Source organism: Enterobacter sp. 50588862 (assembly GCF_001462935.1).
GTDB classification, from domain to species: domain Bacteria; phylum Pseudomonadota; class Gammaproteobacteria; order Enterobacterales; family Enterobacteriaceae; genus Enterobacter; species Enterobacter bugandensis.
The window spans coordinates 196,105-211,702 of record NZ_LNHM01000049.1 but is presented as its reverse complement, the minus strand read 5'-3'; the positions used below and the strand labels follow the sequence as shown (position 1 = coordinate 211,702).

The window sequence follows — 15,598 nt, the reverse complement described above, 5'->3', positions numbered from 1 at the left end:
CCACTCTTGGTTAAGAGTGGACTATAAACATGTTAATCGCTAAATTAATTCTAAGCTTTATTGAGAGTATTGATTAACTATGCATGATAAGATTTAGCGAGTTAACTTCATCCAAATTATATTTTTTAGTAAACCTTTTCCATCTTTCGACAAGTGCACCGTGGTTAACTTTATACGTTACATGCAGCTTTTTACCATGATATCTTACGTACTCTTTGTCTTTGATCTGTGGAGAGAAGTAAATTATCAATGAATCCGGTTCGATTGCAAATAGGTCTAGATCGTAAAGGGTATGCATATCACAACGCAATAAAACTCCATTGCTTATATGATTATGTGTATCGTTTTTGTATGCAGTGATATGTGCCGCTTCGAGGATATCAATGATTTCACAGCCACTAACTGCACATTTAGCTTCTTGAGATAACAAAGTGTCACGGAAAGTTTTTTGCCCACGCCTTTGCTTAATTTGCCGTAAAACCGCCTTACGCTGATCATCTGCATCGAGAGGAGTATGATCAATGTCAGCTTCAGAAGGCTTCAGCTGATGGTGGCTAATAAATAGGCTACTTGCCCATTCAAAATCAATTTCTTGAATTGAACTTTGAACGTTGTAACGCGGGGTATGAGATATTAGATCCATCATGGAGATAGAGTTAATGGGTATATAGTTTTGCTTATACTCAGCTTTAAATTTGAGTGCCGGCACGTTTTCTACTTTGGGCTGCTCAAATTCATGATTATTGCTACATCGCCACTTTGGGTTTCTTGATTTTCGAAGGGTCAATTTTGCTGGTGTGCAATTCTCATATGGGCATCGGTTACGAGCTTTTAAATATGGGGAAGATGATAAATTATCTATAACTGATATACCCAGAACGTTATTCCTATCAGTTATTATGACAATATCTCCTTTTTTGACTTGCTTATGGTTTGGTACAAAATTGTCATATTGGTAAAAACTAGTTGAGTCATCGTGATAACCATTATTCCCAAAGTAACGGAGATCATCATTACCTACTGCTTTAAAAGACCATGCTTTCTGATTCATCCGTTTGATTCCATCATAAAAAATTACAATTGATCATAAAGCAATAATGGGATGTTGAGAACAAAGTGTACAATTTATGATCTTCTGTAGCACTTCGACTATAGATGATAGCTTCTAATGTCTGCTCCTCGCTCCTAATGAACATTCAACAAACACCGTTGCATTTTGCATAAGGCCGAAATCCCGCTTTTTATCCAGCAGAACCCCGGCCCCAATCACCCGCCTCAGTGCGCCGTTATATACGGCTCCTTCACATACTCCGCTAACAGCCAAACCATATCATGCAGTAGCCCGACGAGTTCTTTCGCCACGCTCGCAGGCAGTGTCCCGTCCATCACCGCCAGCGTTAACGCCACGGCATAGTCCACTTGCAGCGTCGTCTCCTGCCAGCAGTCCGGCACGCAGGAGGTAATCTTTTCCCCTGCGATCAATTGTTCAACCAGATACGAAGGCAGTTCGGCATCGCAGCACTCACGCAGCCGCTTCAGCACAGCCAGCAATCGCTTGCAGAGCGTGGCAAACGTCACCGCGTCGTCAGTTTCCACCAGCACGCTAACATACGCGGTGCAGGCATCGGCCAGCTCGAAGAGATCCGCAGAATCGGGAAGTTGCAGGTGGAGAAGGTGATAAACAGCGCTTTCTTCAGTAAGCGCGTAAGTAAATCCAGGGATAGTAGCCATAAGGCATCCTCTTTATGCAAAAAATATTAACCGCCCGATGAGTTCCTACGCTCAGAGGGGGTAGCGCTGACGGAGGTAGGAATACCGTGCATAAAGAAAAACGGCCAGCCTTTCGACTGCTCCGTCAGCGCCACCGTGATTCTAACGGGATATGCGCTGTCGCGACAAAAAATATCGCTTTATGCTAACGGGTTCCTACGCCCGGTTACGGATGTGCCGCAACGCAGGCACTTTACGTCCGCGAAGAAGGGATGAAAAGAGATAACCCTGGATTACATAAGGTTGCTTGCAGGTTTGCGAGGCGGCTTCCAGAACGGCATTGCCGGGTGGCGGCTACGCCTTACCCGGCCTACAAAAACCACCAACCAAACTGGCCGCTACCCCTCGCTCATCATTGCCAGAAACCGCTTCACCGTCCGCGAACGTTCAAAGCGCCGCCAGCAGAGCGCGATATCGGTATAGAGCGCCGGTGAACTCAGCGCGTGGTAGGTCACATTCGGCGGAGAAATGGCCGCCATGGATTTCGGTACCAGCGCGAACCCGCCGCCTGCGGAAACCATGCTCAGGGAGGATGAAAGCTGCGACGACTGCAGCGCGCGCTGCACGTCAATCCCGGCCCGCTCGCAGCAGCCGTAAACCCGGTCATACAGGCCCGGCGCGACCTCCTGCGGGAACAGCACCACCGGCGTATCCCGCAGTTGTTCTAACGCCAGCGAATCGCACGCCGCCAGCGGATGATCGCGGTGCAGTGCCACCACCATCGGCTCCCGGTCGAGGATTTTTAACTCAAACACCTTGCTGCTCTCGCACGGCAGGCGCACGAAGGCGATATCCAGCTCACCCTCCGCCAGCATCGTCGTCAGCGACGACATATTGGCTTCCACCTGGTGAACCTGTACCGCCATGTTCTGCATTTGAAACTGGCGGATCAGCGCGAAAATTTTGGGATGAAAAGCGTCGGAGCTGGTGATGCCAATCGACAGATTGCCGTTCAGCCCGCGCGCAATGCCGCGGGCCTTTTCCAGCGCCGCGTCGCTCAGCGCCAGGATCTTGCAGGCATCCTCATAGAACGCTTCTCCCGCCTCGGTCAGCTCCACGCCCCGCGTCAGGCGTCTGAACAGCGGCGTGCCCACTTCCTCCTCAAGCCTTTTGATCTGCTGGCTCAGAGGAGGTTGTGAAATACCCAGCGCTTCGGCCGCCCTGGTGAAGTGTCGCTCGCGTGCAACCGCGACAAAATAGCGCAGATAACGAAGTTCCATATCTAAAACGTCTCAAACCAGCATGGTTTCTATATTGGAACTCTCTGCTGAATCGGGTCAACATTTATTTAACCTTTCTAAATAAAGTTGAAGAGGACGAGCATGATGATGCATTCATCTGCATGCGACTGTGAGGCGAGTTTATGCGAGACCCTGCGCGGGTTCTCGGCTCAACATCCTGACAGCGTGATCTATCAGACATCGCTAATGAGCGCCCTGCTAAGCGGCGTCTACGAAGGGGAGACCACCATCGCCGACCTGCTGGCACACGGCGATTTTGGCCTCGGCACCTTTAACGAGCTGGACGGCGAAATGATTGCCTTCAGCAGCCAGGTGTACCAGCTGCGCGCCGACGGCAGCGCCCGCGCCGCGAAGCCGGAGCAAAAGACGCCGTTCGCGGTGATGACCTGGTTCCAGCCGCAGTACCGCAAAACCTTCGACGGGCCGGTCAGCCGTCAGCAGATCCACGACGTGATCGACCAGCAGATCCCCTCCGATAACCTGTTCTGCGCGCTGCGCATCGACGGTAAGTTCCGCCACGCCCACACCCGCACCGTACCGCGCCAGACGCCGCCGTACCGGGCGATGACCGACGTGCTGGACGACCAGCCGGTGTTCCGCTTTAACCAGCGCGAGGGCGTACTGGTTGGGTTCCGCACGCCGCAGCACATGCAGGGCATCAACGTGGCGGGCTATCACGAGCATTTCATCACCGATGACCGTCAGGGCGGGGGTCACCTGCTCGACTACCAGCTGGAGAGCGGTGTGCTCACCTTCGGCGAAATCCACAAGCTGATGATTGACCTGCCCGCCGACAGCGCGTTCTTACAGGCCAACCTGCACCCCAGCAACCTTGATGCGGCTATCCGCGCCGTCGAAAACTAACAGGAGAACTACCGTGAACAGTGAGAAACAGTCACGTCAGTGGGCGCACGGCGCCGATTTGGTTGTCGGCCAGCTGGAAGCGCAGGGCGTGAAGCAGGTATTCGGCATACCGGGCGCGAAGATCGACAAGGTCTTTGACTCCCTGCTGGACTCCTCCATCAAGATCATTCCGGTACGCCACGAGGCCAACGCGGCGTTTATGGCGGCGGCAGTGGGGCGTCTGACCGGCAAAGCCGGGGTGGCGCTGGTCACCTCCGGACCGGGCTGTTCGAACCTGATCACCGGTATTGCCACCGCCAACAGCGAAGGCGACCCGGTGGTCGCGCTGGGTGGGGCGGTGAAGCGGGCAGATAAAGCGAAGCTGGTGCATCAGAGCATGGACACCGTCGCGATGTTCAGCCCGGTGACGAAATACGCCGTAGAAGTGAACTCCCCGGACGCGATTGCCGAGGTGGTGTCCAACGCGTTTCGCGCCGCCGAGCACGGCAGGCCGGGCGGGGCGTTTGTCAGCCTGCCGCAGGATATTGTCGACCAGCCCACCACGGGGGCGATTTTGCCCGCCAGCGGTCCCGCGCTGATGGGGCCGGCACCGGAATCCGCCATTAACGACGTGGCGAAGCTTATTGAAAAGGCCAAAAACCCGGTCATCTTACTCGGCCTGATGGCCAGCCAGCCCGCCAACAGCGCCGCGCTGCGCAAGCTGCTGGAAAAAAGCCGCATTCCGGTCACCAGCACCTATCAGGCCGCCGGGGCGGTGAATCAGGAGCACTTCACCCGCTTTGCCGGGCGCGTCGGCCTGTTTAACAACCAGGCGGGCGACCGGCTGCTGCATCTGGCGGATCTGATTATCTGCATCGGCTACAGCCCGGTGGAGTACGAGCCTTCTATGTGGAACAGCGGCGACGCCACGCTGGTGCACATTGACGTGCTGCCCGCCTATGAGGAGCGCAAGTATGTTCCCGATCTGGAGCTGGTGGGGGATATCGCCGCCACGCTGAACCTGCTCGCCAGCCGCATTGAGCACAAGCTTGAACTGAGCCAGCGCGCCTCGGAAATTCTGGTCGATCGCCAGCATCAGCGGGACCTCCTCGACCGCCGCGGCGCATCGCTTAACCAGTTTGCCCTGCATCCGCTGCGCATTGTGCGCGCCATGCAGGACATCGTGAATAACGACGTGACGCTTACCGTCGATATGGGCAGCTTCCACATCTGGATCGCCCGCTACCTCTACAGCTTCCGTGCGCGTCAGGTGATGATCTCCAACGGTCAGCAGACCATGGGCGTGGCGCTGCCGTGGGCGATTGGCGCGTGGTTGGTCAACCCGGGCCGCAAAGTGGTGTCGGTCTCCGGGGACGGGGGCTTTTTGCAGTCGAGCATGGAGCTGGAAACCGCCGTGCGCCTCAACGCCAACGTGCTGCATATCATCTGGGTGGATAACGCCTACAACATGGTTGCCATTCAGGAAGAGAAAAAATACCAGCGTCTTTCCGGCGTCGAGTTCGGCCCCGTCGATTTCAAAGCCTATGCCGATGCGTTCGGCGCAAAAGGTTTTGCCGTCGAGAGTGCCGACGCGCTCGAACCGACGCTGCGTGCCGCAATGGATGTCGATGGCCCGGCCGTGGTGGCCATTCCCGTCGACTACAGCGATAACCCGCTGCTGATGGGCCAGCTCCATCTCAGCCAGATTTTGTGAATCAACATAAGGACAGAGAAATGCAAAAAGTGGCTCTCGTAACAGGCTCAGGCCAGGGGATTGGCAAAGCGATCGCGCTTCGTCTGGTGAAGGATGGTTTTGCCGTCGCTATCGCCGATTACAACGAAGAGACGGCGAAAGCGGTTGCCGATGAAATCACCCGCAGCGGCGGGAAGGCTGTCGCCGTGAAGGTGGACGTCTCTGACCGCGAGCAGGTGTTTGCGGCGGTGGAGAAAGCCCGCACCGAACTGGGCGGCTTCAACGTTATCGTCAACAACGCCGGGGTGGCGCCGTCCACGCCGATCGAATCCATCACGCCGGAGATTGTCGACAAGGTCTACAACATCAACGTGAAAGGGGTGATCTGGGGCATTCAGGCCGCGATTGACGCGTTCCGCAAAGAGGGACACGGCGGCAAAATCATCAACGCCTGCTCCCAGGCGGGGCATACCGGCAACCCGGAGCTGGCCGTCTACAGTTCCAGTAAATTTGCGGTGCGCGGCTTAACCCAGACCGCCGCACGGGATCTTGCTCCGCTGGGGATCACCGTTAACGCCTACTGCCCGGGCATCGTTAAAACGCCGATGTGGGCGGAGATCGACCGTCAGGTCTCCGAGACAGCGGGTAAACCGCTCGGCTACGGGACCGAGACCTTTGCCAAACGCATTACGCTTGGCCGCCTGTCCGAACCGGAAGATGTTGCCGCCTGCGTTTCATATCTTGCCGGGCCAGACTCTGACTATATGACCGGACAGTCTCTCCTCATCGATGGTGGGATGGTGTTCAACTAAATTCTAATAAGCTCTGACATGAGTTTTCCCCTGCCCCCGTGCAGGGGCTTTTTTTTGTCTCCTCCGCCATTGTGCATTACACTGCGCGCTGCAAAACTTTAGTCATTACGATCTGACAGGCGGTAACAGCGATGAACGGTACAATCACAACGTGGTTTAAAGATAAAGGCTTCGGATTTATCAAAGATGAAAACGGCGACAACCGCTATTTTCATGTGATTAAGGTCGCGAACCCCGATCTGATTAAAAAAGACGCTGCGGTGACCTTCGAGCCAACCACCAACAACAAAGGCCTCTCCGCCTACGCGGTGAAGGTGATCCCCGAAAGCAAACATCTCTATATCGCAGGCGAGCGCGTAAAGCTCACCTCGATCAAATCCTTCGTGGTGTTCAACGAAGAAGAGCCCGCGGATACCAAAATCGACAAAGAGAACGCGGTGCTGTCGGTGGGGCTGCTGATGAACAGCATCAAGCCGAAATCTGATAAAAAGCCGGGCGAAATGCGCACGGTGAAGAAGCTGGCGATCACCACCTTCCAGAACACGACGCTGATCTTCACCGAAGATGAGATCGATATTGATGCCACGGTGAAGCTGCTGAAGTGATTGTTTGCCGGGCGGCGGCGATGCCTTGCCCGGCCTGCAAAACTTAACCCATTCTGTGCTCGCCCCGTAACATCGCCTCACGGTCAAACACCCTCTGGATCTCCCCGTGCGCCATAAACGCTGCCCTGTCGGACATATGCGCAATCACGTCCGCATCATGGCTCACCAGCAGATAGGTCATGCCGTGCTCGGCCTTCAGGCGGTTCAAAAGATTGAGAATTTCCGCCTGCACGGACATATCCAGTGCCGAGGTCGGCTCGTCCAGCAGCAGAAGCTGCGGGCGCAGCAGCAGCGCGCGGGCAATGGCCACACGCTGGCGCTGGCCGCCGGAAAGCTGGTGCGGATAACGTTTACCCGCGTCGGCTGAAAGCCCTACCTGCTGTAGCGCATCCGCCACCTTTTCGGCAACCTGGGTTTCGCCGCGAATGTTTAACGGCTCCGACAGGGTGCGCGCAATGGTGTGGTTTGGGTGCAGCGACGCCCACGGATCCTGAAACACCATCTGCACGTTGCGGCGAAGCTCGCCTTCAAAACGCCGTCCTGGCCGTAGCGCGTCTCCCAGGATCGAAATGCGGCCGTTCCACTCGCGCTGCAGCCCCGCCAGCACGCGCAGAATAGTCGATTTCCCGCAGCCGGATTCACCGATCAGGCTGAAGGTTTCGCCTTTTTCGATGGCAAAGCTGGCGGCGGACACCGCCGTTTTCTCCCCGAAGCTCACCTGGAGATCCTTAACTTCAACGAGCGTCATTATCGGTCTCCTTCTAAGGCTGCGAGCGGTCAAGCGTCGGCAGCAACTGGCCATAGGTACTGGCATTCGGACGGCAGGTCCACAGGGTTCGCGTGTACGGATGCGTCGCCTGCGGGAGCCGGTTCGCCGCCATCTCATCGACCTTTTCGCCCTGATACATCACCAGCACGCGGTCGCAGTGTTCCGCGACGAGCGGCAAATCGTGGCTGATTAACAGCATCGCCATCTGGCGTTCTTCGCTCTGCTGCACCAGCAGCTCAAGGATCTGGTTACGCAGGCGGGCGTCCAGCGCGGAGGTCGGTTCGTCGGCAATCAGCACCTGCGGGTTGTTGATCAGCGCAATGGCGATCATCACCCGCTGGCCCATGCCTCCGGAGAGTTCGCCGGGATAGCGTGACAGCACGTTCTCGCCCAGCCCGACGGCGCGGATGATGTCGTGAATGCGCGCCAGGCGTTCAGCGCGGGGCAGGCGCTGATGCAGGGTCAGCGCCTCATCAAGCTGAGCGGCGACGTTTTTCGCCGGATTCAGCGCGTAGCGCGGGTCCTGCAGGACCATCGCAATTCCGTTGCCGCGCAGCGCCTGCCAGCGTCGGCTGTTCAGGGTCAGCAGGTCGTTGCCGAGCACGTTAAGCCGGTTCGCGCTTACGATGCCGGGCTTGCGCACCAGCCCCATAAGCGCGCGGGCGGACATCGACTTGCCCGAGCCGGATTCCCCCACCAGCGCCAGCCGCTCGTTGCCAAGCGAGAAGCTCAGGTTGTTGACCACGCGCGCGGCGGGGTAGTCGATATTCAGCGCATCGACGATAACGCGTTGTTCAGTCATGCTGTGGCTCCAGTACGTCGCGCAGGCCGTCGCCCAGCAGGTTAAAGGCCAGGCTGGCAAACAGAATCGCTCCGCCCGGAATGGCGGCAATCCACCACTGGTCGAAAATGACCTGCATACCGTCGGCGATCATTGCGCCCCATTCGGCCATCGGCGGACGCGCGCCAAGACCGAGGAAGCCCAGCCCGGCGGCCGCCAGAATAATCCCCGCCAGATCCAGCGCCAGCCGCACAATCGCGGACGGCAGGCACAGGGGCAGAATATGGCCGACCAGCAGGCGCAGCCCGCGAATGCCCATCATCTCGGCGGCGGCGAGATAGTCGCTGTGGCGCAGACGCTGAATTTCACTCCGCGCCTGACGCGCGTAGGCAGGCCAGGTGGTTAAGGCCAGCGCCAGCGCGCCGTTGACCAGCCCGGGGCCGAGCATCGCCACAAACGCGAAGGCGAGGATCAGGCGCGGCATCGACATCACCACGTCGGTAAAACGCATCAGGATGCGCTCCATCCAGCCGCCGTAGTAGCCGGACAAAATCCCCACCAGCAGCCCGGCGGGCAGGGTGATAACGGTGACTAACGCCACCAGCCCGAGCGCCGGACGCGTGCCGTAAATCAGGCGCGAAAGCAGGTCGCGCCCGTAGCTGTCGGTACCCAGCCAGTGCTGGATATTGGGTGCCTGTAAGCGCGCGGCGGCGTCCTGCCAGTTCGGGTCAAGCGGCGCAAGCCACGGCGCGAACAGGGCGATAACGACCAGCAGCGCGATGGCAACCAGCCCGCAAAATGCGGCAGGAGAGCGGCGCAGTCGGTGTAAGAAAAGATAAAACGGCATCAGCGCACCCTGGGATCGGTCGCCCGCACAAGCAGGTCGGTAAGGTTATTGATCAGTACAAAGCTCACGCCAATCAGCAGCGTGCCGCCCATGATGGCGGTAGTGTCTCCGGCGAACAGGGCGGTGGTGAGGTAGCGCCCGATCCCCGGCCAGGAGAAGACGGTTTCGGTCAGTACCGCGCCTTCCAGCATGCTGGTGTAGGCGAGGGCAATCACCGTCAGCAGGGTGCCGCGAATGTTCGGCAGCACGTGGCGCAGCAGAATAGTCATCTCCCCGGCACCCTTGGCGCGGGCAAGCAGGATGTACTCTTTGTTCATCTCGCTCAGGCAGGCGGAGCGCGTCAGGCGGGTAATGCTTGCCAGCGAATAATAGGCCAGCAGCAGCACCGGCAGCACCAGGTGGCTGATGGCGTTGCGGAACGCCTCGCGGTCGCCGGAAAGCCAGGTATCAACCAGCGCAAAGCCGGTGCGCGGCTCCACGGTGAACTGCCAGATGTCGTCCAGCCTGCCGGGGCCAGCGCTCCACTGCAGCTTCGCATAGAACAGGGCCAGCATCAGCAGGCCGAGCCAGAAGATCGGCACCGAGTTGCCGAGCAGGGTGAGGGTTCTGATGGCGAGATCGAGCGGCGAACCGGCGTAGCGGGCGCACAGCACCCCGGCAAACACGCCGAGCACGGACCCGATGATTAACGCCAACGTCGCCAGCTCCAGCGTGGCGGGGAAGGCGTGCAGCAGGTCCTGCAACACCGGCTGCCCGGTGGCGCTGGCCATGCCTAAATCCCCGTGGGCAAGGTTTTGCAGGTAGTGCCAGAACTGCACGGGCAGGGGCCGATCCAGCCCAAGCTGGTGGCGAACCTGATCGTAGGTTGACTGGCTGGCGTGATCGCCGACGATCTGCAGCACGCGATCGACCGGTGAAAACGCCGAGAGCGCAAACGTGACGAGCAGCAGCCCGAAGAGCGTGAGCAGCAGGGTCAGCAGACCCTGAAGCACGCGGGTGGAAAGATGTGGCATGGGAAATCTCTTCACGCCGGGTGGCGGCTTCGCCTTACCCGGCCTACAAAAACCGAGAACGTAGGCCGGGTAAGCGCAGCGCCACCCGGCAACAAGGGCTACTTCGTGACGCGATCGTACCAGACCATATCCGCGTTCAGCCCCTGCTGATACCCCTTCACGTTATCGCGCACCACGATCTGGGTTTTACCCTGATCGACGAACACGTACGGCGAGCTATGCTGCAGCTGTTCCTGCATCTTCTTATACAGATCCAGTCGCTTCGCCGGATCCGGCTCGGCTACCGCCGCCAGCGTGGCCTTGTTCAGCTCCGGAATTTTCCAGCCGTTAAGCCCGGCCACGGTGCTGGACTTCCCGTCGTTCCACGCGAAGGCGCTGGCGTTAGAGTGCGCGTCGAAGTAGTCCGGGATCCACAGACGAATCGCCGCCTGATGCTGCTTCGCGCGCACGCGGGCATACACCTGGCTCCCGGCGGCAGGCAGCAGATCGACCTTCACGCCGCCCTGGGCAAAGCTCGCCTGCATGGACTGGGCGATGGTGATAAACGGCGGCTTGTTCTCCACGTCCAGCGTGAAATGCGCGTCTTTAATGCCCGCTTTGTCGAGAATGGCCTTCGCTTTTGCCGGGTCAAATTGGAACGGATTGTCCTCCAGCGCGCCCGGCAGGCCGACCGGCAGGAAGCTCTGGTGAACAAAATACTGGCCTTTCAGCAGGTTCTTCGTGATGCCGTCATAGTCGACCAGCCAGCGCGACGCTTCCCAGAACGCCGGGTTATTCAGCAGCGGATTGGCGCTGTTGCCGGTGTTAAACACCAGGTAATTCTGCTCGGCGGACGGAATGCTCAGCACCTTCACGCCCGGCTTGCCGTCCAGCGCGCTAATCTGGTCTGCACCCAGATCGCGCGCCACGTCCGCATCACCCTGCTGGATCAGCAGGCGGCGGGAGGCCGGGTCGGGGACGTTCTTAATGATGATGCTTTTCAACTTCGGCGCGCCGCCGGGCGCGGCGTCGTTGGCTTCCAGCACGATGGCCTGATGCGGCTGGTAGACGCGCATTTTGAACGCGCCGCTGCCCGCCGAGTGCATTTTCAGCCACGCGTTGCCGAAGTCATTATCTTTGACGTTTGCCGCGACCTGCTTTTCATCGACGATGGAGGCTATCGGCGTGGAGAGGATATTCAGCGCCACAGACGGGCTGACGTCCGCCGTCCAGTGAAGCGTAAGGGTGTGATCGTCCACCTTTTTCAACTGGCTGGCGATGTTGCTCGCGTCCCAGCCCAGCACGTTGAGGATAAAGGCTGGGGATTTGTTCAGCGTCACGGCGCGGGTATAAGAGAAAATCACGTCTTCCGGGCGCAGCGGGTTGCCGGAGGCGAATTTCGCATCCGGCTTAAGTTTAATCGTCAGGGTTTTTGCTGCCGCGTCGGCCTCCCAGCTTTCCGCCAGAATCGGGGTGATTTTTTCCGGGTTATCGCGGTCCGGCTGTACCAGACGCTGGTACAGGCTCGGCACGGTCTGGATGCTGGAAAGCTCGTTGGCTTCGGCCGGGTCAAGGCTCACGATATCATCAAGACCCTGGGCGACAACCAGCGTGTTGGGCGGAGTAGCAGCGTGGGCAACGCTTGAGAGCGCAGCCAGCACCAGTAACGGCAGCAGTTTTTTAGTCATAGCGATCCCTGAAAAAATATATTGTGATTGTTATATGCTTCGTTACGTTAGGCTGACTGAGGATTTCCTCAAAGTCGAAATTCTGCTTTGCTTATACCATCCGGATATAACGCATACAGGCTGGTTATTAGGCGCTTATCTTCCTGGGAGTCACCGTCGTGCCCGAAATCAATCAACATGGTCAAACCGTTAACGATATCGTCCCGGACTGGAAATGCGCCCGGGTCTTAACCCGCACGCCGCTGTTCGGCCAGTACTGCCGTCTGGAGCCGCTGGATGCTGACCGCCATTCGGCTGATTTGTTTGAAGCCTATGCGCTGGGTGACGACAGCGACTGGACGTGGCTTGCCAGTACTCAGCCCATGAGCGTTGAGGCCACGGCGCACTGGGTGCTCGGAAAGGTGCTGGATGACGACCTGGTGCCCTTTGCCGTCATCGATCTGCGTACCGAAAAGGCGGTCGGGCTGGTGAGTTATATGGCGATTGAACGTTTTCAGGGCTCGGTGGAAATTGGTCACGTCACCTGGTCGCGTAAAATGAAAGGCACTCGTTTGGGTACCGAAGCGGTGTGGCTGTTGCTGAAAAATGCCTTTGAGCATAAGTACCGTCGACTGGAATGGAAATGCGATTCGATGAACACCGCCTCACGAAATGCGGCGGAGCGGCTGGGGTTTATCTGGGAGGGACGCCTACGCCAGAAGCTGGTGCGCAAAGGGCGTAACCGCGACAGCGATATGCTTTCTATTATTGACGGCGAGTGGCCGCAAAGAGACGCGGAGCTGCGCGCCTGGCTGGCGGCAGAGAATTTTGACGAGGAAGGGCGGCAGATAAAGCGGCTTGAGGCGTTTCGGTTATAAGTTTTTTATGTAGGGTACAGCGTAAACGCGCGGTTAATCCGCGGAAATCGCGATTTCAATCAGGTTGGTTTTTCCTGACTGCAGGCCGCGCGTTACCGCTTCGGCGATATCCGCAGCCTCGGTCACCCGGCAGCAGTGGACGCCCATGGCGGTGGCCAGCGACTGAAAATCGATATGCGGGTTCACCAGGTCCATCCCGATAAAACGCCCCAGCCGCGTTGAGCTGTAGTCAGCCTGGCTCTTCATAAAGTTTTTCAGGATGTTGTACTCCCTGTTATTCATGACGATAAAGGTGACCGGCAGATTTTCGTGTGCCGCCGTCCAGAGCGCCTGCGGCGAGTAGAAGGAGGCTCCGTCTCCAACTAAACACACTACCGGCTCGCGGCCCAGCCCCAGCGAGTGACCTACTGCTGCGGGCATCCCCCAGCCCAGTCCGCCGCCGCGCATAAAGTAGTAGCGCTGGTGCTGCTGGTCAGAGATGAACCGGCGGACATGCCTGGCGGTCGCTATCGCCTCATCAACGATGGTGGTACCCGCCGGAATGGATCGGATGACTTCCCAGGCTGCGACCATCGGCGAAAGGGCCGGGCGTAGCCGCTCGGCGGCGAGACGTTCTTCCTGCTGCTGCCACTCCTTCTCTCGTTCGTCGCGGGCCGTAACCAGCAGCCGCTTGTGGACCAGCCTGCTGGCGATCAGGCGCTGATCAAGCTTCGGCAACAGTTCGTGCAGGGAGAGCTTGATATCCCCCATCACCGAAAGGCGAGTGGCATAGGTGCGGCCAAGCTCGTGCATATCCGCCGAGAGCTGATACACCGCGCAGGTCGCCGGAATAGCCTCCCCCTCGCTGTACAAAATGGTGATCAGGCTTCTGCCGCCGATGATAAATACGGCATCGTAGGCATTGATGACGCTGGCGATTTCGCTGGCGGTGGTGGGCATATTGCCCCGCCAGAGCGCGTGCTGAGTGGGAAAAGGCAAATTCAGCGGCCAGGAGGAGCCGTAGACGTGGGCGCTGAGCGCTTCCGCCAGCTCGACAATCTCCTGCGTCGAGCCGCTGGAGTGCACCTCATCGCCCGCCACAATCATGATCCTGCCCGGCGCGATCTCGCTGAGCGCCTCCGCCAGCTCGTCCAGCGAGCCCGCCACGGTGTGGTAGTTCACTCTCGACGCCGTCTGTATCCCGGCATCGCTCAGCTCTTCCATCACGTTCATCGGCAGGGAGAGCAGCACCGGACCGGCCGGAGGATAGCTGGCAGCGTGAAACGCGCGGCGCACCAGCACCGGGAGCTGGTCGGCGCTGGTAACCTCCTGCGCCCACTTCATGACCGGAGAGCCGATGGACACAATATCGTCATACAGTAGCGGGTCGCGGACGTAGTGTCGCGTATCCTGCTGTCCAACGGTCACCACCAGCGGGGTTTTCATGATCCGCGAATTAATCAGATTCCCCATGCCGTGCCCCAGGCCGCTCGCGGTATGCAAATTGATAAAGCCCGTTTTGCCGGAGGCTTTCGCGTAGCCGTCGGCAATCGCCACCACGGTGCTCTCCTGAAGCGCCAGAATATAGTGAATATTTTCATGGCGAAGCAGGGCATCAATCAGAGGAAGCTCGGTGGTACCGGGGTTGCCAAAAATATATTCCACGCCTTCACTCTCTAGCACTTCAAGAAGAATATCGGCACCCGTTCGCATATTGAGATCTGATAAGGACGTTAATGATTTAATCATACTGACACCTCATTCAGTATTATTTAACCCAGGCTAAAATTCTTCCTGCGTTGGACGCACAACAATTTCATTAATATCAACGTCGCCAGGCTGTTCAATAGCAAATAAAACCGCGCGGGCAATTGCGTCAGCCGGAATAGCCTGCTTATAAAACTCATGGAGAAATTTTTTGCTCTCTTCGTCAGAGCTACCGAATTGCAGCTCGCTTTCGACGGCACCGGGCGAAATAAGCGTCGTGCGGAGGGTTTTACCCGCCTCCTGACGTAAGCCTTCACTCAGCGCGCGGACGGCGAATTTTGTGGCGCTGTACACCACGCCGCCAGGTGCCAGCACCTTGATGCCCGCGACGGAGGCAACGTTAATAAAATGCCCGCTGCCCTGACGCTGGAACACCGGCCACGCGGCCGCGATGCCGTACAGCACCCCTTTCAGATTGGTGTCAATCATCTTGTCCCATTCGTCGGTTTTCAGCTCGCTCAAGGGAGCGATAGCCATAAAGCCCGCGTTGTTGATTAGCACATCCACGCGCTGGTAGGCGGCAACGGCAGCGTCAATGGCGCGCTGAACCTCTTCCTGACGAGTCACGTCGGCCTTCACGGCTATCGCCTTGCCGCCTTGCTGAATAATCTGATCCACCAGGGCATTAATTCTGTCCAGACGGCGCGCCACCAGCACCAGCGAAAACGCGTTATTCGCTAAATGGAGGGCAATCGCCTGACCAATACCGCTGCTGGCACCGGTAATGACAACAACCTTGTTTGCACTATTATTCATGATCTTATCTCGCTATTGAGTGATGCAAAAAATAAAAGGCAGAGAAGCATTAATGAATAATGACAAATTCATTAATGCGGTTTTTTGATATATTGTGTATCGGAAATAAAATGATGTTCGTTTAAAACTTAATGGAGTACGCAAGAGTCTGTCAATGTCGTTTTTTAATAATTAAATTATTTACAGGCTTAATATTTA

At 57.6% G+C, this 15,598-nt stretch carries 16 protein-coding genes; 5 read left to right on the top strand and 11 right to left on the bottom strand.

The genetic code is table 11. The annotated features are described in order from the left end of the window. Positions 1-73: 73 nt before the first annotated feature. From APT89_RS22810 to APT89_RS22800, 4 genes are all read right to left on the bottom strand, one after another. On the bottom strand, positions 74-1,051 hold the full coding sequence (locus APT89_RS22810; protein ID WP_041910987.1) for an HNH endonuclease: 978 nt from the start codon (positions 1,049-1,051) through the stop codon (positions 74-76). A 224-nt stretch (positions 1,052-1,275) separates the two neighbouring features. After that, on the bottom strand, positions 1,276-1,731 hold the full coding sequence (locus tag APT89_RS22805; RefSeq protein ID WP_041910986.1) for a hypothetical protein: 456 nt from the start codon (positions 1,729-1,731) through the stop codon (positions 1,276-1,278). A 26-nt stretch (positions 1,732-1,757) separates the two neighbouring features. Further along, entirely contained in the window at positions 1,758-1,865 is a 108-nt protein-coding gene (locus APT89_RS24845) for an ash family protein (RefSeq protein WP_157843337.1), read from the bottom strand. Positions 1,866-2,108: 243 nt separating this feature from the next. Then, positions 2,109-2,990: a LysR family transcriptional regulator gene (locus APT89_RS22800; protein ID WP_060573724.1), complete on the bottom strand. Its 882-nt coding sequence runs from the start codon at positions 2,988-2,990 to the stop codon at positions 2,109-2,111. A 105-nt stretch (positions 2,991-3,095) separates the two neighbouring features. Here APT89_RS22800 and budA point away from each other — a divergent pair, with 105 nt between their 5' ends. The 4 genes from budA (at position 3,096) to APT89_RS22780 (ending at position 6,964) form a co-directional block, all read left to right on the top strand. Next, entirely contained in the window at positions 3,096-3,875 is a 780-nt protein-coding gene (budA, locus tag APT89_RS22795) for an acetolactate decarboxylase (RefSeq protein ID WP_120787311.1), read from the top strand. Positions 3,876-3,888: 13 nt separating this feature from the next. Then, the gene (alsS, locus tag APT89_RS22790) at positions 3,889-5,568 is read left to right on the top strand and encodes an acetolactate synthase AlsS (RefSeq protein WP_045631531.1); all 1,680 of its coding nucleotides are present in this window, start codon (positions 3,889-3,891) and stop codon (positions 5,566-5,568) included. A 20-nt stretch (positions 5,569-5,588) separates the two neighbouring features. Next, the gene (locus tag APT89_RS22785; protein WP_060573720.1) at positions 5,589-6,359 is read left to right on the top strand and encodes a (S)-acetoin forming diacetyl reductase; all 771 of its coding nucleotides are present in this window, start codon (positions 5,589-5,591) and stop codon (positions 6,357-6,359) included. A gap of 131 nt (positions 6,360-6,490) precedes the next feature. After that, positions 6,491-6,964, top strand: a complete 474-nt coding sequence (locus APT89_RS22780; protein WP_045909648.1) for a cold-shock protein — start codon at positions 6,491-6,493, stop codon at positions 6,962-6,964. A gap of 43 nt (positions 6,965-7,007) precedes the next feature. Here the strand turns inward: APT89_RS22780 and APT89_RS22775 are convergent, their stop codons facing one another. The 5 genes from APT89_RS22775 to APT89_RS22755 form a co-directional block, all read right to left on the bottom strand. Then, a complete protein-coding gene (locus tag APT89_RS22775) occupies positions 7,008-7,712 on the bottom strand; it encodes an ABC transporter ATP-binding protein (RefSeq protein ID WP_041910980.1) in 705 nt (234 codons plus the stop codon). 13 nt (positions 7,713-7,725) lie between these two features. Next, a complete protein-coding gene (locus APT89_RS22770) occupies positions 7,726-8,535 on the bottom strand; it encodes an ABC transporter ATP-binding protein (RefSeq protein WP_041910979.1) in 810 nt (269 codons plus the stop codon). Beyond that, positions 8,528-9,361, bottom strand: coding sequence for an ABC transporter permease (locus tag APT89_RS22765; protein ID WP_041910978.1), 834 nt, complete (start codon positions 9,359-9,361; stop codon positions 8,528-8,530). Before APT89_RS22765 ends, APT89_RS22770 begins: the two co-directional genes overlap by 8 nt. Beyond that, entirely contained in the window at positions 9,361-10,374 is a 1,014-nt protein-coding gene (locus APT89_RS22760) for an ABC transporter permease (RefSeq protein WP_060573718.1), read from the bottom strand. The genes APT89_RS22765 and APT89_RS22760 overlap by 1 nt, the downstream gene beginning before the upstream one ends. Positions 10,375-10,472: 98 nt before the next feature. After that, positions 10,473-12,041 (bottom strand): ABC transporter substrate-binding protein, encoded by a 1,569-nt coding sequence (locus APT89_RS22755; protein ID WP_060573716.1) that lies wholly within the window; start codon positions 12,039-12,041, stop codon positions 10,473-10,475. Positions 12,042-12,199: 158 nt separating this feature from the next. Between APT89_RS22755 and APT89_RS22750 the strand changes: the two genes are divergently transcribed. After that, complete coding sequence (locus APT89_RS22750) at positions 12,200-12,898, top strand: GNAT family N-acetyltransferase (RefSeq protein WP_041910975.1); 699 nt, start codon at positions 12,200-12,202, stop codon at positions 12,896-12,898. Positions 12,899-12,931: 33 nt separating this feature from the next. Here the strand turns inward: APT89_RS22750 and APT89_RS22745 are convergent, their stop codons facing one another. Next, entirely contained in the window at positions 12,932-14,626 is a 1,695-nt protein-coding gene (locus APT89_RS22745; protein ID WP_041910974.1) for a thiamine pyrophosphate-binding protein, read from the bottom strand. Positions 14,627-14,659: 33 nt separating this feature from the next. Further along, positions 14,660-15,400, bottom strand: coding sequence for an SDR family oxidoreductase (locus tag APT89_RS22740; protein ID WP_045335447.1), 741 nt, complete (start codon positions 15,398-15,400; stop codon positions 14,660-14,662). Positions 15,401-15,598: the final 198 nt, after the last annotated feature.